The sequence below is a fragment of the Acinetobacter sp. 24-47-47 genome (genome assembly GCF_057737035.1).
On the sequence record NZ_CM173216.1, the window covers coordinates 905,758 to 927,159 of the forward strand.

Consider the following 21,402-nt stretch of genomic DNA (forward strand, 5'->3'; position numbering starts at 1 on the left):
TTATTTCTCCGCTTGAATGATATTTTGTAGGTTATTTTGACGTACCATCCATATTAAAATAGGTGCGCCTAATAAGGCTAAAAGAATACTGACAGGGGCTTCGAAGGGTTGCACGACTGCACGTGCAATGATATCCGCGATCAGCAACAGCAACATGCCAAATAGTCCGCTATAGATGAATTGTTTCTGAATACTCTGAGCACCAATAGCTCGTGCAAAGTAAGGTGCAATCAAGCCTAAAAAGGCAATTGGCCCTGTTAATGCAACGGCACTTCCAGTTAATAAAACCACAGCTAAAATGCAGAATGCATCAAGTAGTTTCGTATTTAAGCCTAAGCTATTCGCCAATTGATCACCAACTAAACTAAGACCTAGAGGGCGTGTTACCAATATAGCGATGATGAGTCCGATCGCCATTAAAATCAGTGCAAGACCGAGATATTGAATATCAACGCGATTGAGCGAACCTAAAACCCAAAAACGATAGTCATCTAAACCATTTTGGAAACTCAGAAGAATGGCAGCCATAAAACCTTGGAATGTACTGGTGATTGCCAGTCCAGCCAAGACTAAACGTGTAAGTGAGCTTTGATCTGTCATTTGACGAGGGGTGATGGCAAAGACCAATAAGGCACTCACTAATGCACCAATCAGCGCCCAAAAAAATAGTCCGAAGGTATCCATTTGAAGAACAATGGCCAAAACAATGGCAAGAGATGCGCCACTATTAATTCCGATTAATCCACTATCAGCCAAAGGGTTTTTAAGCAAGTTTTGAAGGATGACGCCTGAGATCGCTAAAGCTAATCCGACACTCACCGCCGCAATAGTACGTGGAATTCTAATTTCCAATAGGGGAGTGATTGGTTCTAAGGACCATTGACTTAGTGCCTGAAGAATAAGTTGCAAACTGTCTGTAAAGTAGGGCTGACCAGCGCCGTACGCGATCGACAAAACAGCGCAACATAAAATAATCAAGCTAAGCACGATTCCCATCAGCGGGAATCGGTCAAGTACAGTTGTAGCATTCGTCAGCATGTTAATTATGGAGATGCTTCATTACATCATCAATGGCATGTCGAGCAGCATGTGGTCCACCTATGCCAGTCCACATAGATGCATCAACCACGAAATAATGCTTGTTTTTTGCAGCATTAAGACGTTGGAATTCTGGTAATTTTTCTAGTTCTGCCAGTTGCTTTTCCGAGTTTAGATGACTGCCAATGATGAGCCAGTCTGCATCAATTTGATCAAAACGCTCTCGACTGATTGGAGGCGTATGGCTTGCACCTGGTTGTTGCTGATGTTGAGGTCGTGTTAAGCCAATATCTTTTAAAATTTGGCTCGCAAATGAATCATTTAACATATACACAGGTCCATTGGCTGTCCAACGAATGACACTGACTGATTGACTTTGTTGAGCATGTAATTTCTGTTGAGCTTCTTGCGCATATTGATCGTACGCTTCTAGAGCTTTTTGGGCTTGTTGTTCTTTGTTTAATAAATGAGCTACCTTTTTGAAACTGTCTTTCCATGGCTCTCCGCGTGCAAAACTGACTGCAGTGGGTGCAATCTGCTGCAATTGATTAATCATTTGTGTATCAATCATGCTTCCAGCAATAATTAAGTCAGGTTGTAACGTGAGAATTTGTTCCATGCTCGGTTGTCCAAAGTTACCGACGGAGGCGATCTGTTGTGTTTCATTTTTGAGGTAATCTGGAAAATTACTTTGACCTCGAACATAACTACTGCCTATAGGTTTTATTCCAAGCGCAATAGCACTATCCAAATCAAGTTCACTTAAAACCACAACACGTTGTGGCTGAACAGGAATCGTAACTTGACGACCTAAAGCATCTTCAATTTGTCGTGTCGTATTTATTTGAGATTCAACCGTCGCTTTACTGTCTCGTGAAGAAGGTTCATTCGACTGAGAACATGCTGTGAAGAGAGTGATAGCACTCAATATAATTGCAATTTTATATTTCATATCTTTCTACATATTTCATTAAAATAATTCTATTCACTTATTCAACGGCATCCATCACTTGATGGCGTTCCTCATGATAAGCCTCTTCGTTGTGACCTTGCTTCCAATAAGGCACAGCATATAAATTGCTTTTGGGTAGCTGAAAGTTCTGTCTCAGTATTTTACGAAGTTCAACCACCGTTGAATTTTCACCCGCCAGTGATACTGAAATATCTTTATTTTTCCAGTCTAAGTTTTGCAAAGAATGACGGATGGTATTATTCAATTCATGAGGGCCTTTGCACCAATGAAGCTTAATGTGTTCAGGTTTATTCAGATGTATTTGGTCTGAATCATCTTCGATTTCGATCCAAACTTCACCATAAGCGTCTTTTGGTAATTGTTCAAGCGAGGCAGCGATCATCGGGATTGCTGAAAGATCTCCAACAAAAATCCAATATTCTGCATCGATTTTAAAACGTGCTGGTCCTCCTGGACCGGCTAGACCTAACAGATCACCTGGACTCGCATGCTTTGCCCAATCAGCCGCTATACCAAAATCTTCATGTCTTACAAAATCGATGACTAAAAGTTGCTGTTCTTCATCGAAATCTCGAACAGTATATGTCCGCGTAATTGGTTTCTTTCCATTTGGCCACGTAATTTTGCCTAAAGAATTTCGAAACGGGAGGTCAGGTGCTTGTTGATCAGGGTTCGGAAAAAACAATTTGATGTGCGCACCACCATCACATTTTGCATAACCTGTGAAATCTTCACTTTTAAACTTAATACGCTGTAAATGAGTGGAAATTTGTTCTGTTGAATGGACAGAAATATGTCGAGCTAGAGGAGGAGATTGTGTCGTCATTATTTAATCTTCTGTACTTATCAATGGAGTGAAGATCGTCGATACCGTAATACGTGCGTCAGTCGACAGATTTGAATGGTTATTAATCTAAATCAAACAAATTTAATTTGCAAATGATAATCATTATATTTAATAATCTTTTTGTGCCAAAGTGTAATCACAAAATATGAAGGTTTAAATATTTTGTAAAACTTTGATTTTATAATGAAAATTAAATTTATGCGGTTGTCTTATGCAAATCAATGAATCCCATGATCTATTAACTTGTGCACAACACAGTATGTGGAAAGGACATCATTATCATGGCAGTTATCCTTTTCATACGGCGGAGTGGTTGGTTATTGAGGGACCATTAGATCGAGAGCTTTTTCAAAAAGCAGTTTATCTCACATTAAAGGAAGCTAAATCGCTTCATTGGCGAGCTTTAGTTCAGGGTGAACACGTCTATCGAGTAGATGATGTGACGATACGGAAACCTAGCTTCGTTGATTTATCTCAGCTTGATGAGGAGGAAATTTTAGCGTGGGCTGAAAAAGAAGTAGAACCAGCATTTAATTTAGAATCGGGTCATTTATATGACTATGTATTTGCACACTTAGGTGAGCAAAAGTATGGATTATTTTTTAAAGCGCATCACGTTGCATTAGATGGCTACGCTTACGGACTGATGATTAGCCGATTTATTGATTATTATCAATCTCTCAAAAATGGTACTGAATTAAAAATTAAACGGTTCGATCATTATGAAAAGTTTATTGTAGAAGAACAGCACTACCTTCACTCTGAAAAAGCTAAAAAAGATTTAGACTTTTGGAAGGCTAATTTTTCGTATGAGAAAGCCCCTAAGAAACGACTTAAACGAAAATTAAAAGAACCATTTTCACAAGGGCCACGTTATGAAGAGGTAATAGACTGGTCTACACAGCTACAATTAAATGCATTAGCAACTGAATTAAAATTGCCCAGTGCTCTTATCGTTATGGCGGTGATGATGAGTTATTTAATGAAACAGTCTAAAGATCCTCAACAATGCTTTGGGATACCTTTTATGTCTCGGTTGGGTACTTCATCTATGCGTATCCCGTGCTTAGTCATGAATATCCTGCCATTAAGGTTGGGCATTACTGGACAGGAAAACTTAAAAGAAATCATTTTATTATTAACGAAAAGGTTTGCCGAAATTCGACCGCATCAGCAAAGCTATTTTGAGCAAATGCGATTTGTATTAGAAGATTTTGATCCCTATGAAAATATCTTATTTGGACCTATTGTGAATTGGATTCCTTATCCTTTACCTGAACATTTCGAAGGGTGTAAGTTAACAAAAACAACCATATCCGCTGGCCCAATTGAAGACTTTGATACCGCGATTACCAATAAGTTTGTTAATGGTATTGAGCGTTTGTATCTAGCTGTTGACGGCCATAAAGAACTTTATGATGTGCCAAGTCTCAAAGCTTATTGGTATGATTTTATGGGGATGATGAAAACTTGGTTAGCTCAACCAGAACTTGTTTTTGAACAACTTCAAATTCACAAACCACTGCCAGAATAGTCTGGCAGTTTATCCTTTGAATGAGGCAATAGGGCTGTTACACGCCTAGAGTTGCTCCACCATCAACCACTAATTCGTGCATTGTGATTTGGCGTGCTTGCTCTGAAAGTAAGAATATCACTGCATTGGCAATATCTTCAGCCTCAGCAATTTTTTGTAATGGAATACCATTTCGGAATTGTTCTAGATTTCCGTTGACAATGCCTGCTGGAGGGCGATCCTCAGTCCATAGTTGTTTTTGCATTTGTGTAAGGGTTGAGCCAGGTAAAACTAAGTTACAGCGAATATTGTGAGGCGCGAGTTCCAACGCGAGATTTTTAAAATAGTGACTCACTGTAGCTTTGGTCGTGGCATACAGACCCATATTCATTCTTGGAATGAGGGCTGCATTTGAACTGATGCTCACAATCGCACCTTCTCTTTGCGGAATCATTTGGTGAGCGACCCAACGACTAAGTTCGGCAGGGCCAATGAAATTTATCGACAAATTTTCATGCCATTGTTCAACAGATGTATTTAATAAAGATCCCATTTCTAAGACCCCCACAGCATTCACTAACCCCGTGATCGTGCCTTTAAAAAGTATCGAATTTTCAATGTGCTGAATAATCTCATTGGTCTTACGAATGTCACAGCTGATGTGGTCTAGATGGTTGAGTGATGCTTCAGGAATTAATTTAAAAAGTTCCCATTGATTGATGTCATCAATCCGATCAATTGCGATGACTTGATGATCCTTCTGCAATAGTTGACGACAAATTTCAGCACCAATTCCTCTGGCTGCACCCGTCACGATATATAAACCCATTTAAGTATCCTTTAATTTTATTAACAAATTGAAACGATAATCATTTTCAATTGGGAATAATAATTATTATATTGGTTGCGTTCAACTCCTAGAGGTTGTCCTTTTGTGAATGTTGAAAGTTTGATGCACGCAGTGTGAACAGATAATCGTGAGAACAAATATGTTGCCAATAGAACCGTCAGTTTTTCAAAATATGATAGGCATAAAAAAGGAAGAGTTAATTGAGGAAGATCAACCTGGTTTCGTGTTCGCAACGCCAACGGGGACCATTTCAAGTAAAAAGTTAGTTGAACATATCGAATTTGATCGAGCTTCTCATTTAAATTTTAATCAGCAGCAAGCACAGTGGCTCGAACAAGCAAAATCTGCACTACAAAAAAAAATCGAATTAACAGCGAATAAAGATCTTATTTTGGTCGGGAGCTTGCCTTTTGATCATCGAGATTTACCAGAAATCTCGATTGCGGAAGCAAAAAACACATTTGTAAATGAGCGCATTGATCAATCGGCTCAGTCTTCTCTTAATGATCAAGTGCAAGCGACTCTCATCCCAGCACAAGAGGAATACATTGCTGGTGTCGTTAAATTGGTTGAATTGATGAAGTCATCACCGCTAGAAAAAGCAGTATTGGCTCGGGCAATTGATCTTAAAACCCAACACAAAATTAATATTATTGATTTATTTTACCAGTTGTTGGCCTCTAATCCTGATGGCTACACATTTGCGTTGGCCCAAAACCCAAAACAATCTGGTTGGTTTATGGGGGCAAGTCCAGAACTTCTCGTTGCGAAGCAAAATGAATATTTGTTTAGCCATCCAGTTGCAGGAACATTAGCACGTCATTCAGATCCAACACTGGATCAACAACAAGCTGAAAAATTGCTTGCTTCGCAAAAAGATCAGCATGAACACGCCGTGGTCATCGAAGCCATTGCAGATCAACTCTCTCCCTTGTGCAAAACGCTCAATATCCCAAAATCACCTTCACTGATTAAAACAGAGGCGGTTTGGCACTTGGCGACCAAAATTCAGGGAACGTTGAAAGATCCAGAGCAACATATCTTTGATGTGGTCTCAATTTTACATCCAACGCCAGCAGTCTGTGGACAACCAGCCCCTATGGCTCGCCAGTTGATTTCGGAACTAGAGCCTTTTAACCGTAACCTATTCGCAGGAACTATGGGGTGGTGTGATGCCCGAGGGAATGGTGCTTGGGCAGTGAATGTACGTTGTGGGCGTATCTTTGACCATTATGCGCGTCTTTATGCGGGTGCAGGAATTGTCGAAGCTTCACAGCCGACCAGTGAACTGTCAGAAACCATCGTGAAATTTAAAACGATGTTAAATGCATTGGGTTTAGATTCTCAGCACTTAAATCATGGGGGAATAAAATGAATGCGAATGTAAATGACGAGTCTTTACTCTGGGATGGCATCGTTCCATATCCAGAAGAATTCGTAGAGCGGTACATTCAAAAGGGATATTGGAAAGGTCAAACCATTTCAGAGTTTTTTCAAGAATCAGCCCAGAAATTTGCCAATCAGGTGGCATTGATTTGTGGTGATCGCCAGTATTCTTATCAAGAGCTGAATCAAAATATTGAACAATTTGCAGTCTTCTTGACTAAACAAGGCTATGGGCTGGCAGATGCTGTTGTGATTCAAATGCCAAATATAGCAGAGTTTTTTATTGCTTATTTTGCAGCTTTGCGGATAGGGATGCGACCAGTGATGAGTTTACCAGCACACCGTCATGCCGAAGTAAGTCATTTTATTCAGCAAACAGATGCCAAATTGTATATCTGTGCAGATAAGCATCTAGGCTTTGATTACAGATCCTTAGCGCAAGAGTGCCAGCGCAGATGTCCGACTTTACAGCAAGTGATTGTCGTTGGTGATGCAGGCGATTTTGATCCTTGGCCGAATCTTACATCGTTTAAAAATCATATGGTTTCAAAGCCCAAAATAACGGCTCGCCATGTGGCTTTTTTTCAACTTTCAGGGGGCAGTACTGGCACACCGAAACTTATACCACGAACACATGATGACTATTTGTATAGTGTTCGTGCCAGTGCAGATATTTGTGAACTTGATACAGAAAGCCGTATGCTTATGGTGCTTCCAGTAGCACATAATTTCAGTATGAGTTCGGCTGGTTCATTGGGTCTATTTTATGCAGGTGGAACACTTGTTTTAGCGAAAGATCCTTCTCCCCAAACTGCATTTCCACTCATTGAAGCGCACCATATTACGTATGTTGCTCTTGTCCCTGCATTAGCAGCAACATGGTCGGAAGCAGTTCAAAACGGCGCAACAAATATTTTTAAGAAATTAACGGCTTTACAGGTCGGTGGGGCAAGGTTGCCAGATGCTTTAGCTGAAAAATTGATCGATCAATACCAATGCCGATTACAACAAGTATTTGGTATGGCAGAAGGCTTGGTGAATTACACGCGTTACGATGATCCGAAAGAAGTCATTATAGGTACCCAAGGTTCCCGTATAAGTCCAGATGATGAAATTAAAATCGTCGATGAAGATGATCACGAGCTGCCGTTGGGTGAGGTGGGGCATCTTATAACTCGCGGCCCTTATACCATTAGAGGGTATTATCGGGCTTCAGAACATAACCGAAGTGCTTTTACCTTAGATGGATTTTATCGCACTGGTGATTTAGTTCGATTAACGCCAGAAGGCAATATTATTGTTGAAGGGCGAAGTAAGGAACAAATTAATCGTGGCGGTGAAAAAATCGCGACGGAAGAAGTCGAACAGGTTTTAAATCAACACCAACAAATCATCTTGTCCGCCTTGGTTGCACAACCAGATCCAATGTTAGGAGAAAAAAGTTGTGCATTTATTCAATGGCGACCTAACAACCAAGATGCATCAGAAACAAGGCTGAAACTACAAATTAGACAATTCATTCAAGCATACGGTCTGGCGACCTATAAGATCCCAGATCGCATCGAATTTATTGAAGAAATGCCTTATACGGCATTGGGCAAAATCGACAAGAAACAACTCAGAAAACGCCTCACCGAAGACACGATTTAACGAAGGAAATAAAATATGGCAATCCCACGTATTGCAAGTTATCCCATGCCATCTGCTCAAGATTTTCCAGTTAACAAAGTTGATTGGACTTTAGATGCGTCACGGTCGGTTTTATTGGTACATGATGTTCAGCAATATTTTTTAGATTTTTACGATCAGACCCAAGCGCCCATTCCCACATTAATCCGAAATTGTAAAGCCCTTATTGATCAGGCACATGCACTAGGAATTCCAGTCTATTACACGGCACAACCTGGAGATCAGACGCAAGAACATCGTCAACTATTAACGGATTTTTGGGGTAAAGGTTTGTCAGCTGATCCAGCATTGACCAAAATTATTGATCCACTTCAACCAAAAAGTGAAGACACCGTGCTGACAAAATGGCGCTATAGCGCATTTAAAAAAAGTGATTTTGAGCAGCAAATCAAACAAGCTAATCGCGATCAATTAGTGATTTGTGGAGTATATGCCCATATTGGTTGCTTATTAACAGCTGCGGAAGCATTTATGCTGGATATTCAAGCATTTATGGTGGGTGATGCCTTGGCGGATTTTAGCCGAGAAGAACATGATCTTGCACTAAAATATGCGACTGGACGCTGTGCAAAAGTCATGGATACTCAGACTGTGATTAATGACTTAGGTCAGGGGCAATGATCATGAATGAATTAAGCATGCTTGAGTTAAAAAATATGGTCGCTCATCAATTAAATTTACCTGCAAATGAAATTCAGCAGGAGGATAATTTATTTATGTTAGGACTTGATTCAGTCAGTCTTATGACGCTGGTTGGATTGCTACGTGAAAAAGGCTTTCAAATTGAATTTCAAGATCTGGTGGAGGAGCCAACGTTGAATGAATGGAGTGATCGTCTTAAATTGGATAGAGATTGATGTAAGACTAATGTGCATACCTTGAAAATCAACACATGCACAATCAACGGCCCTAGCCAAAGTACTTATAGCCAAAGGCCATTTTCGTTAAATTATTCGCTAACGTGAGTGGATCTTACATGCAATTAGAAAAATACTATTCTGATCAACAATGGAAAAAAATCCAAAATTTTGCCGAAACAAAGCAAAGCCCTTTTTTAGTTGTTGATTTAGATCAAGTGCAAACTCAATTTATTGAGTTGCAAAATAGCTTTCCAAAAGCCCATATTTATTATGCAGTGAAAGCAAATCCAGGTCGTGAAATTATTCATAAACTTGATCAACTTGGCTCATATTTTGATATTGCATCAATTTATGAGTTAGACAAAGCGCTTGAATGTGGAATTCATCCAGATCGTATTTCATACGGTAATACTATTAAAAAAGCTTCAGACGTTGAATACGCTTACCGAAAAGGAATCCGTTTATTTGTTACCGATGCGGAAGCAGATCTCGCCCAAATAGCCGAATTCGCACCGAACTCTAAAGTCTTTGTCAGGGCAATGGTAGAGTCGGGAGGTACAGCAGATTGGCCACTGTCACGTAAATTTGGATGCCATCCAGATATGGCGGTTGATTTAATGGTGAAAGCTAGACAATTGGGTTTAATACCCTTTGGCGTGTCATTCCATGTCGGTAGTCAGCAACGTGATGTCACTGTATGGCGTTCAGCTTTAACGATAGTGAAGCAAATATTTAATACTTTGAAAGACCAATACGGTATCAGTTTACAATTAATCAATTTGGGTGGTGGTTTCCCAGCACATTACTTAGCTGAAGTTGACAGTATCCAAAGTTATGCGCACGAGATTCAACGCTATCTCGATGAACACTTTGATGATCAGGTAATATTATTTTTGGAGCCAGGCAGATCATTGGTGGGTAATGCTGGAGTGATTGTTTCAGAGATTGTTCTTATCGCCAATAAATCAGCACATGATGATAAACGATGGGTCTACACGGATGTGGGCGTCTTTAATGGACTAATTGAAACTTTAGGTGAGATGATCAAATATCCTATATACACACCTAAAATGCATTCAGCACCTGAGCATTCAAGTGTTGTGCTTGCAGGCCCGACCTGTGATTCAACTGATATCATGTATGAAAAAGTGCCTTATCAGTTACCTAAAAACTTGAGCATTGGAGATCGACTCTATTGGTTAAGTACTGGAGCTTATACAACCTCTTATGCTTCGGTCGAATTTAATGGTTATCCACCTTTAAAAACGTTCTATTTAGATTGATTTAAGGAATGGTGCTATGTGGTTGGTAGTCAGTCGCTCAAGCTGCGAGCCACATAGCCTAACCCTCCTAGAAGCGTTATCATAATGCTAAAATCTTGATGGGTAGGCTCATGAAAATCGTTGCAGATGAAAATCTCGCATTCACAGATTATTTCTTTTCAGAATTTGGCGATATTGATAATAAAGCTGGTCGTACCTTAAAGCATGAAGATGTGGTCGATGCTGAAGCCTTATTAGTACGTTCTGTGACGAAAGTGAATTCTGCGCTCATTCAAAATACTGCATTAACCTTTGTGGGTAGTGCAACGATCGGAACAGATCATTTGGACATTCCAGCAATTGAACAGCAAAATATTCAATGGTCAAATGCTGCAGGATGTAATGCCCAAGCTGTTTCTGAATATGTTATTACTGCGTTATTAGCTCTAAATCCTCATTTGCTAGATGCAGAACAAGATTTCACTTTAGCCATTATTGGACTGGGTAATGTCGGTTCACGACTCGCACATATGGCGAAATTATTGGGATGGAACGTCATCGGGGTTGATCCTTTTGTACAAAGAGAAAATATTCAGCAAGTCACTTTAGATGAAGTTTTTTCAAAAGCAGATGCAATTTCTATCCATGTGCCATTAACCACTTCAGGGATGCATGCAACCCGACATATGTTTAATGCTGAGACCTTAAAAAAGCTTAAACCATCTACAATTTTAATTAATTCTGCCCGTGGGTCAGTCATTGAAGAACAAGCTTTGATTGCAGATATTCGAGCAACAGGTCGTAAAGTTGTACTAGATGTCTTTGAGCATGAACCAGTCATTACGGAAGAGTTACTGGATCTTGTGCAATTGGTGACACCGCATATTGCGGGGTATAGTCTTGAGGGTAAAGCGCGTGGTACCCAGATGATTTATGATGCTTTCTGTCAGCATTTCGGCCATAAATCTTCAAAACAGTTCGAAACCCAATTGCCTACATGTGAACAATATTTTAACAATAGTGATTTCAAGCACACGCTGAAAACTCAATTAAACCATATCTACGATATCTTTAGAGATGATCAGAACTTAAGAGCATGCCTCAAAGATGGGAAAGTAGATCAAGCCTCATTTGATCAATTACGCAAAACATATCCATTACGCCGTGAATGGGCTGCTCATGGAGGGCCTCAGGCATGACTGACTCTCTGAGCTATCTACCAACTTGCGATTTTGCTGCCATGAAAGCCAGAGCGAGGATGTATCAACAGATTCGCCAATTTTTTTTAGAACGTGATGTTTTGGAAGTTGAAACTCCAATTTTATCTCATGCTGGAGTAACTGATGTCCACTTGGCGTCAGTTGAGGCAAGCCGTCATGTACATGGTCATTTGAAAAAGCACTATCTTCAAACTTCACCAGAATTTGCCATGAAACGACTGTTGGCAGCAGGAGTAGGGCCAATTTATCAAATCTGTAAAGTTTTTCGTGATGATGAACATGGCCGTAAACATAACAGTGAATTTACCATGCTTGAGTGGTATAGACCTGATTTTAGTCTCAAAGACTTGATGTTTGAAGTTACAGATTTACTCAATGTCACTTTGGCACATCGTTTTGGCGAAGTGCGACCTACGATTTTAAGTTATAAACATGCATTTATAGATCGCTTAGATTTTAATCCACTTAAATCCACATTAGAGGAATTAAAGGATTGTTGTAATCGTGTTGGGTTAAATCTAGATCTGGGTGATGATCGTCTAGGATATATCGACCTGTTATTTTCGCATATGGTGGAACCGAGCTTAGGTTTTGATACACCTGTATTTTTAACGGATTTTCCACCAGAACTTGCTTCTCTTGCAAAAACTCGAGTTGATGAAGATGGGGAATTGGTTGCAGCACGTTTTGAGCTTTACATTGAGGGCTTAGAGTTAGCAAATGCTTATGATGAGTTGATTGATGCAGATGTATTGCGTTCCCGTTTTGAAGCTGATAATGCTGAACGCGAAAAATTAGGCTTAGATGTTATGCCAATAGATGAAAATCTCTTAGCCGCATTGCCTAAAATGCCAGAATGCTCAGGTATCGCATTAGGAATCGATCGTTTACTGATGGTGGCAACAGAGAAAATGAAATTAGAGCAAGTGATTACATTTCCTGCTGATCGCTCATAAGATTTTTTATCCTCAGGATAAAGGACGATCTTGAGGAGCTAATATTTTGACAAATGTCGTGCTATACGCTTTAAAACCGTGATTTAAATAAAACTGATGTGCAGGTAATCGTTCAGCACGATTACCACTACTGACCACAATTTTTTGAATACCTTGTTGACTGGCTATATGTTCAACGTGAGCCAACAGTTTTTGACCAATCCCTTTATCGCGATGCGCCTGATCTACAATGAGTACTAGAATGCGAAAATACGGATCAGCACATTCACATGATATTTCTTCAACAAAACCAATATATGCGACAACTTGTCCATGATCGATAAATACTAGGGTTGTATAACGCTCCTGGGCTTGCAACCTCATCAAACGTTCTTTCATAACTTCTGTTTGAGTTGGATAGCCGAGTTGGGTAGTCAATTCAGCGATCGCTGCAACATCATGGTTTAAATTTACAGGTTTAATCAGTATTGTCATGGCTATTGAAACATGATTTATAAGTATGAATTGAACTATGTTTAAATAATTTAATCTTTCATGTATTTTGTTTAGATAAATTTAATATTTTATCTTTTAATATTGGATTTAATTCATTTTTCAACGTGAAGATTTAAAACAATAATCATAGGCGACTATATGTCTTTTTCTATATTTTTATCTTTTGTAATTTATACAATTGTGACATCCATAACACCTGGACCTAACAATTTGATGGTCGCAACCTCAGGAGTGAACTTTGGACTCCGTGCGACTTATGGACACATTTTAGGTGTAGCGATCGGTTTTGGGGTCATGGTGATTTTGGTTGGTTTAGGAATTGGTACATTACTGAGTCAAAATCAATTGGTATACGAAATTCTAAAGTTGATCGGTATTGCTTATTTAATCTATTTAGCTATTAAGATTGCTCAATCAGGCTCAGTTGAATTAGATAAAACTCAAGCGAAACCCATTACTTTTTTGCAAGCTGCATTATTTCAATGGGTCAATCCAAAAGCTTGGATTATGGCAATGGGCGCGGTGACGACTTATTTAGCTGCAGGCAGTGAATTTTATTGGTATATCATTTTGGGTGTTGTGTTTGGGTTAGTCTGTATTCCATGCACGGGAGCTTGGGGAATACTCGGAGAAAAATTACAAACTTTGGTGCGTACGCCACAGCATCTAAGAATTTTCAATTACAGTATGGCGCTACTATTAGTGGCTTCAATCATTAAACCAATGATTGATTCTTTTAAATATTTTCAACAATCATTTTTTTAAAATACGATTACCTCCTGAGTTTCAGGAGGTAAATATTATGCGTTTACCAAGGATTGATGTTTTTCTCGGTGCGTTGCCAAAGCCTCGATTCTTTTTTGTATCAGCATTTCACCAATATCAGGGCCTTTGATCTCAGGCGGTAAATCAGATGCTTTAATTGAACGAACAATCTGTACCGCATCTAATACATATTTTGCTTGAGGATATTCACGGTCTTCGAGACCTAAGCGACCTTTGGCATCACATTCACATGCTTGTACAAAAGCCTCAACACGTTCAGGACGGCGTAATACATCTAAACGTTGTAATAGACGCCAAAGTGTTCCTGGTTTTAATGTAAACGCCTGATGGCATTTAAGATGTTCTTTGCACACCGCAATTGCCAATTGTTTGGTTTGGGTCGGAACTTTAAGACGTTCACATAAATCAGTCACGGGCTGAACACCACGTTCCTCATGCATGATATGGCGAGGTAACTCATCTTTAGGCGTGAGTGCTTTACCCAGATCATGCACTAATACTGCGAAGCGTACATCCATCGAGTAGTCTGCTTTACAAGCTTGTTGTAATGACATCAAGGTATGAATACCACAGTCAATTTCAGGATGGTATTCAGGACGTTGTGGTACACCAAATAATGCTTCGATTTCTGGAAAGAGGATTTTGAGAGAATCACACTGACGAAGGACTTCAAAGTAAATATCAGCATCACGTTCCATTAAAGCACGAGAAGTTTCTTTCCAAACACGTTCAGGTGTAAGTGCTTGCAATTCACCAGAATCAGCCAAATTTTTCATTAAGGCTATGGTTTCTTCAGCTACTTTAAAACCATACTGATGATAGCGAGCTGCAAAACGGGCAACACGCAATACTCGTAGTGGATCCTCTGCAAATGCATCAGAAACGTGACGTAAAATGCGTTGATTCAAATCTTGATAACCATGATAAGGGTCGAACAACTCACCATCGTCATTCATGGCCATTGCATTTATGGTCAAATCACGACGAATTAAATCATCTTCAAGGGTTACCGAGGGATCGGTAAAAAATTCAAAGCCATGATAACCATGCCCAGATTTACGCTCAGTACGAGCGAGGGCGTATTCATCTTTAGTTTCGGGATGTAGAAATACAGGAAAATCTTTACCAACAGGTTGGAACCCTTGGTTTAAAAGTTGTTCTGGTGTTGCACCGACAACGACATAATCTTTTTCGTGATAGGGGTGTCCGAGCAACTGATCTCGTACTGCGCCGCCTACTAAATAAACTTGCATAAAAAACCTCTATTCTTAGCACCATCATGCATCAGAATAGAGGTTTTCTCAAGTCACAAAACGTGCCCTAAATAAAGGATTAGAGCGCGTTTTTTTCCTCTTCTTGAATTTCTGCAACAGTTAATGCAGTCATATTCACAACACGGCGCGTAGTTGCTGTTGGTGTTAAGATATGAACTGGCTTAGCCGCACCTAATAAGATTGGACCAATTGTTACATTATTTCCTGAAGTTGACTTCAACAGGTTGAATGAAATATTTGCAGCATCTAAATTCGGCATAATCAATAGATTCGCAGAACCTTTGAAGCGCGAGTTCGGGAATGCAAAGCTACGGATATTTTCATCAAGCGCTGCATCTGCATGCATTTCACCTTCAACTTCAAGTTCAGGTGCGATTTCAGAAAGAATTTCATACACTTTACGCATTTTTTGAGCGCTAGGATCAGTCTGGTCAGAACCAAAACTTGAGTGCGACAACAATGCTACACGTGGAGTAATACCGAAACGACGGACTTCTTCTGCTGCTAAAATAGTCATTTCAGCAAGCTGTTCAGCCGTAGGATTACGATTGATGTATGTATCTGCAATGAACAAGTTACGATCTTCGAGCATCAACGCATTTAAGGTAAAGAAAGTGTTATGACCTTCTTTTAAACCAATGACATTACTCACGAAATCTAAATGAATATCGTAGCTAGAATACGTACCACATAGCATACCATCTGCTAAGCCGTGGCGTACTAACATCGCTGCAATCAGGGTCGAACGACGACGTGATTCACGTTGTGCATACTCAGGTGTTACCCCTTTACGCATCATCAGATTATAGTAATCATCAGCAAACTTTTCGTAATCAGGATTTGTTTCTTGATCAACGATAGTGATATTCACACCATTTTCTAAACGTAAACCTAATTTCTTAATATTCGCTTCGATCACAGCAGTACGACCCACCAAGATCGGTTTTGCCAGGCCTTCGTCTACTGCAATTTGAACAGCACGAAGAACACGAAGATCTTCACCTTCCGCATAAGCAATACGTTTAGGATCAGTTTTCGCTTGAGCAAAAATTGGTTTCATCATAAATGCTGAGTTGTAAACGAACTCAGAAAGACGCTGATGATACACGGAGAAATCTTGGATTGGACGAGTCGCTACACCAGAATCCATCGCAGCTTTTGCAACAGCAGGCGCAATTTCAAGAATCAAGCGTTGATCTAGTGGGCGTGGAATTAGGTAATCACGTCCAAATGATGCAGATTTTTCACCATAAGATGCAGCATCAGCTTCTACATGTGCCATACGAGCAATTGCGTGTACACATGCAATCTTCATTTCTTCGTTAATGGTTGTTGCACCTACATCAAGTGCACCACGGAAGATATATGGGAAGCAAAGCGCATTATTCACTTGGTTCGGATAGTCTGAACGACCCGTCGCCATGATGACATCATCACGAACTTCATGTGCATGTTCAGGCAGAATTTCAGGATCTGGATTAGCAAGCGCGAAGATAATTGGATCCTTCGCCATGACTTTGACCATTTCTTTAGTCAAAATACCCGCAGCTGATAGACCAAGGAACATATCTGCACCAGCAATTACGTCGCCAATCTGAGAACCTTCGATATCTTGAACATAGCGTTTTTTAGACTCGTCTAAACCTTCACGTTTTTTTGTTAAGAGTCCACGAGAGTCAGCAACAATGATATTTTCTTTTTTAGCACCAAGCGCACAAAGAAGATCTAGACATGATAGTGCCGCAGCACCTGCTCCAGAAGCGACGATCTTGATATCTTCAATTTTTTTGCCGTTCAATTGCAAAGCATTTAAAAGCGCTGAACCTACAATAATTGATGTTCCATGCTGATCATCATGAAAAACTGGGATATTCATACGCTCGCGAAGTTTCTGTTCAATATAGAAACATTCTGGAGCTTTAATGTCCTCGAGGTTAATACCGCCGAAAGTCGGTTCAAGAGCAGCAACAATATCTACGATTTTATCTGGATCATTTTCTGCAATTTCGATATCGAAAACATCAACGCCTGCAAACTTTTTAAACAGGACGCCTTTACCTTCCATCACTGGTTTAGAGGCGAGGGGACCAATATTACCCAAACCGAGTACTGCAGTACCATTACTGACGACTGCGACTAAGTTACCACGTGCAGTATAAAGCGCTGCTTTAGAAGGGTCTTTTTCAATTTCCAAACATGGCACTGCAACACCTGGGGAATATGCTAATGCTAGATCATGTTGGTTGACGAGTTGCTTACTCGGAGTAACGCTGATTTTTCCTGGCGTTGGAAATTCGTGGTAATAGAGTGCTTGCTGTTTTAAAGATTGATCGTCCATCTGAATCCCAGTTATTACAATGTTCCAGCCTTGCTGGTTTTTTGGTTATATCGGTTCGAATATACCACTAGTTGCACATTGATCACAGTTAAAAGTCGAAATTTCATACATATTTAGGACTTTGGTCTAGCCTTTATTTGATTTTTGAGAATTGATATTCATTTTGCAGAAATTGAGTGCTATCAGCGCTATTTAATGGTCTCGAAAAATAATAACCTTGGAAATAATCACAACCTTGTTTTTTTAAATATTCAATTTGCTCGATATCCTCAACACCTTCAGCAACTAATTTCATCCCCATCGTTTTACCCATTGAAATAATTGCATCGACAATAGCATTATTTTTACGAGTGCCAATCTTTGAAATAAAGGCGCGATCAATCTTGAGTGTATCAATAGGATAGTCGGCAAGATATGCAAGTGAAGAATAGCCTGTTCCAAAGTCATCTAAGGCGATTAAGAAATTTTTATCCTTAATTTCGTCTAACAAATCAAAAACATGAGATGATTTATCTAATAATGATGACTCGGTAAGTTCAAACTCTATAAACTCGGGTTTGAGTGAGTATTTGAGCACGGCTTGATCAATAAAATTGAGAAATTCCCCACGATGGATCTGTTGCGCCACGACATTAATAGAAATTTGTAACTTATCAAATCCTAATTCATGCCATATTTTAAGTTGCTTACATGTCTGGAAAATAACAAATTTTCCGATATCTGAGATCAGACTAGTCATTTCAGCAATCGGTATAAAACGATCTGGCATGATGATGCCATACTTTGGATGATTCCAGCGGATTAATGCTTCAAAGCCGCTCACTTGCATCGTTTTACTTTCTATCTTAGGTTGATAGTAAATTTCTAAGTCCTGATTTTTTATAGCAAGTCGTAAATCTCTTTCGAGCTCAATGTCACTGCCAAAAATGGATTCAGGCTTGTTGTCATAATAATAGGCTGTGCTGCCCCCTAGTTTTTTTGCTTCTGTTAAAGCGCTTTCCGCGTGACTATTTAAGCTACCAATTTGTCTACCATGATTGGGGTAAATTGCGATACCCAGTGAGACATGAATCATGTGTTCTTGCCCATCGATGATAAAGGGTATTTCAAAGGCCTCAAGGATCTGATCGACGACTTGTTGGATCGTGTAATGACTATGATTTAAGTTGTAAATCATAGCAAAGTCATCATTATTTAAATATGAAATCAGAACAGCTTTAGAACAGGTATATTTCAGTCTTCGGGAAACTTCTTTGAGAACTTCATCTCCAGTTTGATGATTAATAAACTCATTAAAATGTCTAAATCGATCAATGTTAAGACGAATAATAGAAAAATGGCTCAGAATTTTAGATTTACTAATTAGATACTGGTGTAACTGTAAATTAAAATAAACACGGTTAGGTAAATCTGTAAGTAGATCGTAATTCTCTAAGTAGGCCATTCTTTCAAGATTTTGTTTCCGTTCAGTCAAATCTGAAATGATGCCTACATAATTTAAAATTCTATTTTTATCATCACGAACTGCATTGATATGCAGCCACAAGGTTAATATCTTTCCTGAAATAAATTCTTCTGTGACCTCAGCATCATATTGTCCGGTGAGTAACACCGTTTGAGTTATATCGGCGTGATGTTGGCTGAGTTGGGATGTGGAAGATTTGGTAATATCAAAGATGTGTTTTGAGATAATATCCTGCGGTGGGATGTTGACCAATTCACTAAAATAAGGATTAACTTCTAAAAAACACAAGTTATTGTCTAAAACGAAAACTCCTTGGGCCACTTGATTAAATACATTCGAAGCTAATTTCAATTTTTCTTGTGCTTTTTTTTCACTCTCAATGTCTTGGAAAATACCCACCATTTTAAGAGGTTTATTATTTTTAGGATCACGTGTAATAACTCGACCAATATCTTTAATCCAGAACCACTGATCTTTTACTTTAGTTCTATAATGTGCTTCAAAACGTTCAGTATTTCCTCTTAAATGTCTACGGAGCTCTTTACGATAATTTTCTTGATCTTCTGGGTGAATAAAATCGTTAATTTGATCAGTAGCACTTTGGTAGTGTAAAACCTGATTACCATATTTAATTCCTGAAATTTCAATGGTTCTTTTCTCAATATTCCATAGCCAAGATGAAATTCCAGCAGTTTCATGCGCAAAATCGAGATTAGCTTGATGGTGCTGCAGTCGATCGTTGATCTTATTAATATCGTAGGTTCGTTCAATTACTTTTTGTTCGAGTAATTGATTATGCATTTGTAATTGGCTTTCAATTTCTTTGGATTTTTCAATCTCATTTTTTAGCTTGTCTTGGAGAAGTGATGACTCCATAAGATGTTTTCTAGATTCAGATAGATAGAATTTATTGTGACTATTTAATATTCCAAGACGGCGGTACATCTTATGGGTAAGGAGTGCACAAATAAGTAATACACCAAACCAAATATTAAAGATTAAACTAAAAACATCAGGAGTATTATCTAAAAAAAGGAAATTGGAAAGGACTATGGCCGAAGCTGAAGGCAAAAAAACATAAAGGAAGTATCGTAAACGCTGTGATAAAAATACAATAGCAAAAGTATAAACAATAGATAACATTAACCCAGCTAAAGTCAACATATGTATATCTTTGACTTCTGGATTATGTTCGGGCATAAGCTGTAATACGGTATAAATACCAATAGCTAGACCAGCTCCAGTAATTAAGCAAACCAATTGTGCCCACATGTCTAAGTTAAAAATACTAATTTGATTAGATTTTTTAAAAAAGAGGGTAAAGCAAATACAGATTAAAAGAATGGCGGTAAATATAATGAGCCAAATGGTATAAGGTATTGAAAAGCTTTTGAAATAAAAGAAGTAAATAAGTTGATTATAGATACAGGCAAAGAGCACCCACGCTAAAAAAAAATGCAAATTAGAAGTCGCACTTTTGATCTGGCTATCGAGTACAGAGTTGGAAACATGCTCTCCCTGAACTTCACTCATAACTGGCAATACCTTAATTTTCTTTCTACTTTATTTGAATTATTTTTGAGTACGAACTTAAAAAATATAAATTTAGCGCGACAACTCTTTTCTCATTAAAGTACTGTCTAATTGGATGAAAATCAATTCTATTGTGAGTTAAATCACGGAATTTTGAGAAAATATTTATTAAAATTTGTAATTTAAGATCGATAAAGCAACCACTGGTGCGGTTTCTGTACGTAAAACACGTTCACCAATACACCAATTGATAAATCCATGCTGATTTGCAGATTGGATTTCAGCTTCACTTAATCCACCTTCTGGACCAATGAGTAGCGCTATATTTGAGGAGGCATCATTTAACACATCGACCTCATCTTTATTGGGGGCTAAGACTAATTTCGTTTCAGGGAGTGTGCTATTTAACCATTGTGCTAAAGGGAGTGGAGCTAATATTTTTGGAACAATATTCATTCCACACTGCTCGCAAGCTGCAATTGCTACACCTTGCCAATGATCAAGTTTTTTCTGATCACGGTCGTACTTTAAACGCATTTCGCAACGTTCAGAGGTGAGAAGTTGAATTTCAGATACGCCTAACTCAACCGCTTTTTGAATAGCATAATCCATGCGGTCACCTTTACTCATTACTTGACCAAGTAAGGCATTAAAGTTTGGTGTGCGATTGGTTGGGTTAAATTCTTGAACTAGAACCGAGCCTGTTTTTTTATTGGCTTCAGTTAATTCAACTTGATATTCGCCACCTTGACCATTAAACAGGGTCGCTTTTTCACCGACTTGTGCACGTAAAACTTTGACCCAATGATGAAATACAGTTTCAGTCAGTTCAACTGTTGTATTTACATTAAGGTCTGCTTCAATAAAAAAACGAGGCATCTGCATTACTCTAAAATCGGTAAAATAAAAACTTCTTT

General features: G+C 38.9%; 18 protein-coding genes. 9 read left to right on the top strand and 9 right to left on the bottom strand.

From position 1 onward, the window contains the following. Genes AC1M9E_RS04190 through AC1M9E_RS04200 form a run of 3 tightly spaced genes read right to left on the bottom strand, consistent with a single transcriptional unit; the run spans nucleotide 1 to nucleotide 2,837 of the window. The gene (locus AC1M9E_RS04190) at nucleotides 1-1,038 is read right to left on the bottom strand and encodes a FecCD family ABC transporter permease (RefSeq protein WP_481607096.1); all 1,038 of its coding nucleotides are present in this window, start codon (nucleotides 1,036-1,038) and stop codon (nucleotides 1-3) included. Nucleotide 1,039: 1 nt separating this feature from the next. Continuing rightward, nucleotides 1,040-1,990, bottom strand: coding sequence for an ABC transporter substrate-binding protein (locus AC1M9E_RS04195; RefSeq protein ID WP_481607095.1), 951 nt, complete (start codon nucleotides 1,988-1,990; stop codon nucleotides 1,040-1,042). A gap of 37 nt (nucleotides 1,991-2,027) precedes the next feature. After that, entirely contained in the window at nucleotides 2,028-2,837 is an 810-nt protein-coding gene (locus tag AC1M9E_RS04200) for a siderophore-interacting protein (protein WP_488225054.1), read from the bottom strand. Nucleotides 2,838-3,069: 232 nt separating this feature from the next. On the opposite strand from AC1M9E_RS04200, the gene AC1M9E_RS04205 reads away from it, so the two are divergent. Further along, entirely contained in the window at nucleotides 3,070-4,392 is a 1,323-nt protein-coding gene (locus tag AC1M9E_RS04205) for a condensation domain-containing protein (protein WP_481607093.1), read from the top strand. Nucleotides 4,393-4,429: 37 nt separating this feature from the next. On the opposite strand, the gene AC1M9E_RS04210 is transcribed toward AC1M9E_RS04205, so the two are convergent. Then, nucleotides 4,430-5,200 carry an SDR family oxidoreductase gene (locus tag AC1M9E_RS04210; RefSeq protein ID WP_481607092.1) on the bottom strand — a complete coding sequence of 257 codons (771 nt, stop codon included), beginning with the start codon at nucleotides 5,198-5,200 and terminating at the stop codon, nucleotides 4,430-4,432. Between the two features lie 160 nt (nucleotides 5,201-5,360). Between AC1M9E_RS04210 and AC1M9E_RS04215 the strand changes: the two genes are divergently transcribed. The 7 genes from AC1M9E_RS04215 (at nucleotide 5,361) to epmA (ending at nucleotide 12,594) form a co-directional block, all read left to right on the top strand. After that, nucleotides 5,361-6,596, top strand: a complete 1,236-nt coding sequence (locus AC1M9E_RS04215; protein ID WP_481607091.1) for an isochorismate synthase — start codon at nucleotides 5,361-5,363, stop codon at nucleotides 6,594-6,596. Beyond that, a complete protein-coding gene (locus AC1M9E_RS04220) occupies nucleotides 6,593-8,257 on the top strand; it encodes a (2,3-dihydroxybenzoyl)adenylate synthase (RefSeq protein ID WP_481607090.1) in 1,665 nt (554 codons plus the stop codon). Before AC1M9E_RS04215 ends, AC1M9E_RS04220 begins: the two co-directional genes overlap by 4 nt. Before the next feature lie 15 nt (nucleotides 8,258-8,272). After that, on the top strand, nucleotides 8,273-8,917 hold the full coding sequence (locus AC1M9E_RS04225) for an isochorismatase family protein (protein WP_481607089.1): 645 nt from the start codon (nucleotides 8,273-8,275) through the stop codon (nucleotides 8,915-8,917). A 2-nt stretch (nucleotides 8,918-8,919) separates the two neighbouring features. Next, complete coding sequence (locus tag AC1M9E_RS04230; RefSeq protein WP_481607088.1) at nucleotides 8,920-9,153, top strand: phosphopantetheine-binding protein; 234 nt, start codon at nucleotides 8,920-8,922, stop codon at nucleotides 9,151-9,153. Between the two features lie 119 nt (nucleotides 9,154-9,272). Further along, nucleotides 9,273-10,439, top strand: a complete 1,167-nt coding sequence (locus tag AC1M9E_RS04235) for a type III PLP-dependent enzyme (protein WP_481607087.1) — start codon at nucleotides 9,273-9,275, stop codon at nucleotides 10,437-10,439. 110 nt (nucleotides 10,440-10,549) lie between these two features. After that, entirely contained in the window at nucleotides 10,550-11,617 is a 1,068-nt protein-coding gene (locus AC1M9E_RS04240) for a 4-phosphoerythronate dehydrogenase (RefSeq protein ID WP_481607086.1), read from the top strand. Next, nucleotides 11,614-12,594 carry an EF-P lysine aminoacylase EpmA gene (gene epmA / locus AC1M9E_RS04245; RefSeq protein WP_481588506.1) on the top strand — a complete coding sequence of 327 codons (981 nt, stop codon included), beginning with the start codon at nucleotides 11,614-11,616 and terminating at the stop codon, nucleotides 12,592-12,594. Before AC1M9E_RS04240 ends, epmA begins: the two co-directional genes overlap by 4 nt. Nucleotides 12,595-12,606: 12 nt before the next feature. Here epmA and AC1M9E_RS04250 read toward each other — a convergent pair whose 3' ends face one another. Next, nucleotides 12,607-13,068 (bottom strand): GNAT family N-acetyltransferase, encoded by a 462-nt coding sequence (locus tag AC1M9E_RS04250; protein WP_481607084.1) that lies wholly within the window; start codon nucleotides 13,066-13,068, stop codon nucleotides 12,607-12,609. A gap of 159 nt (nucleotides 13,069-13,227) precedes the next feature. Between AC1M9E_RS04250 and AC1M9E_RS04255 the strand changes: the two genes are divergently transcribed. Next, a complete protein-coding gene (locus tag AC1M9E_RS04255) occupies nucleotides 13,228-13,854 on the top strand; it encodes a LysE family translocator (protein WP_481607083.1) in 627 nt (208 codons plus the stop codon). A gap of 35 nt (nucleotides 13,855-13,889) precedes the next feature. Here AC1M9E_RS04255 and AC1M9E_RS04260 read toward each other — a convergent pair whose 3' ends face one another. The 4 genes from AC1M9E_RS04260 to AC1M9E_RS04275 all read right to left on the bottom strand — a co-directional run bounded on the left by AC1M9E_RS04260 (nucleotide 13,890) and on the right by AC1M9E_RS04275 (nucleotide 21,364). Continuing rightward, nucleotides 13,890-15,128, bottom strand: a complete 1,239-nt coding sequence (locus AC1M9E_RS04260; protein ID WP_481607082.1) for a multifunctional CCA addition/repair protein — start codon at nucleotides 15,126-15,128, stop codon at nucleotides 13,890-13,892. Between the two features lie 79 nt (nucleotides 15,129-15,207). Beyond that, nucleotides 15,208-17,487: an NADP-dependent malic enzyme gene (locus AC1M9E_RS04265; RefSeq protein ID WP_481591306.1), complete on the bottom strand. Its 2,280-nt coding sequence runs from the start codon at nucleotides 17,485-17,487 to the stop codon at nucleotides 15,208-15,210. A 133-nt stretch (nucleotides 17,488-17,620) separates the two neighbouring features. Beyond that, the gene (locus AC1M9E_RS04270) at nucleotides 17,621-20,485 is read right to left on the bottom strand and encodes an EAL domain-containing protein (RefSeq protein WP_488225055.1); all 2,865 of its coding nucleotides are present in this window, start codon (nucleotides 20,483-20,485) and stop codon (nucleotides 17,621-17,623) included. A gap of 168 nt (nucleotides 20,486-20,653) precedes the next feature. Then, the gene (locus AC1M9E_RS04275) at nucleotides 20,654-21,364 is read right to left on the bottom strand and encodes a 16S rRNA (uracil(1498)-N(3))-methyltransferase (protein ID WP_481589727.1); all 711 of its coding nucleotides are present in this window, start codon (nucleotides 21,362-21,364) and stop codon (nucleotides 20,654-20,656) included. Nucleotides 21,365-21,402: the final 38 nt, after the last annotated feature.

What these genes read in the sequence shown, in the direction of transcription:
- AC1M9E_RS04230 (WP_481607088.1), top strand. Translation starts at nt 8,920, where the DNA reads ATGAATGAATTAAGCATGCTTGAGTTAAAAAATATGGTCGCTCATCAA.
- AC1M9E_RS04225 (WP_481607089.1), top strand. Translation starts at nt 8,273, where the DNA reads ATGGCAATCCCACGTATTGCAAGTTATCCCATGCCATCTGCTCAAGAT.
- AC1M9E_RS04210 (WP_481607092.1), bottom strand. Translation starts at nt 5,200, where the DNA reads ATGGGTTTATATATCGTGACGGGTGCAGCCAGAGGAATTGGTGCTGAA.
- AC1M9E_RS04200 (WP_488225054.1), bottom strand. Translation starts at nt 2,837, where the DNA reads ATGACGACACAATCTCCTCCTCTAGCTCGACATATTTCTGTCCATTCA.
- AC1M9E_RS04195 (WP_481607095.1), bottom strand. Translation starts at nt 1,990, where the DNA reads ATGAAATATAAAATTGCAATTATATTGAGTGCTATCACTCTCTTCACA.
- AC1M9E_RS04260 (WP_481607082.1), bottom strand. Translation starts at nt 15,128, where the DNA reads ATGCAAGTTTATTTAGTAGGCGGCGCAGTACGAGATCAGTTGCTCGGA.
- AC1M9E_RS04190 (WP_481607096.1), bottom strand. Translation starts at nt 1,038, where the DNA reads ATGCTGACGAATGCTACAACTGTACTTGACCGATTCCCGCTGATGGGA.
- AC1M9E_RS04250 (WP_481607084.1), bottom strand. Translation starts at nt 13,068, where the DNA reads ATGACAATACTGATTAAACCTGTAAATTTAAACCATGATGTTGCAGCG.
- AC1M9E_RS04240 (WP_481607086.1), top strand. Translation starts at nt 10,550, where the DNA reads ATGAAAATCGTTGCAGATGAAAATCTCGCATTCACAGATTATTTCTTT.
- AC1M9E_RS04205 (WP_481607093.1), top strand. Translation starts at nt 3,070, where the DNA reads ATGCAAATCAATGAATCCCATGATCTATTAACTTGTGCACAACACAGT.
- AC1M9E_RS04220 (WP_481607090.1), top strand. Translation starts at nt 6,593, where the DNA reads ATGAATGCGAATGTAAATGACGAGTCTTTACTCTGGGATGGCATCGTT.
- AC1M9E_RS04255 (WP_481607083.1), top strand. Translation starts at nt 13,228, where the DNA reads ATGTCTTTTTCTATATTTTTATCTTTTGTAATTTATACAATTGTGACA.
- AC1M9E_RS04270 (WP_488225055.1), bottom strand. Translation starts at nt 20,485, where the DNA reads ATGAGTGAAGTTCAGGGAGAGCATGTTTCCAACTCTGTACTCGATAGC.
- AC1M9E_RS04265 (WP_481591306.1), bottom strand. Translation starts at nt 17,487, where the DNA reads ATGGACGATCAATCTTTAAAACAGCAAGCACTCTATTACCACGAATTT.
- AC1M9E_RS04215 (WP_481607091.1), top strand. Translation starts at nt 5,361, where the DNA reads ATGTTGCCAATAGAACCGTCAGTTTTTCAAAATATGATAGGCATAAAA.
- AC1M9E_RS04275 (WP_481589727.1), bottom strand. Translation starts at nt 21,364, where the DNA reads ATGCCTCGTTTTTTTATTGAAGCAGACCTTAATGTAAATACAACAGTT.
- epmA (WP_481588506.1), top strand. Translation starts at nt 11,614, where the DNA reads ATGACTGACTCTCTGAGCTATCTACCAACTTGCGATTTTGCTGCCATG.
- AC1M9E_RS04235 (WP_481607087.1), top strand. Translation starts at nt 9,273, where the DNA reads ATGCAATTAGAAAAATACTATTCTGATCAACAATGGAAAAAAATCCAA.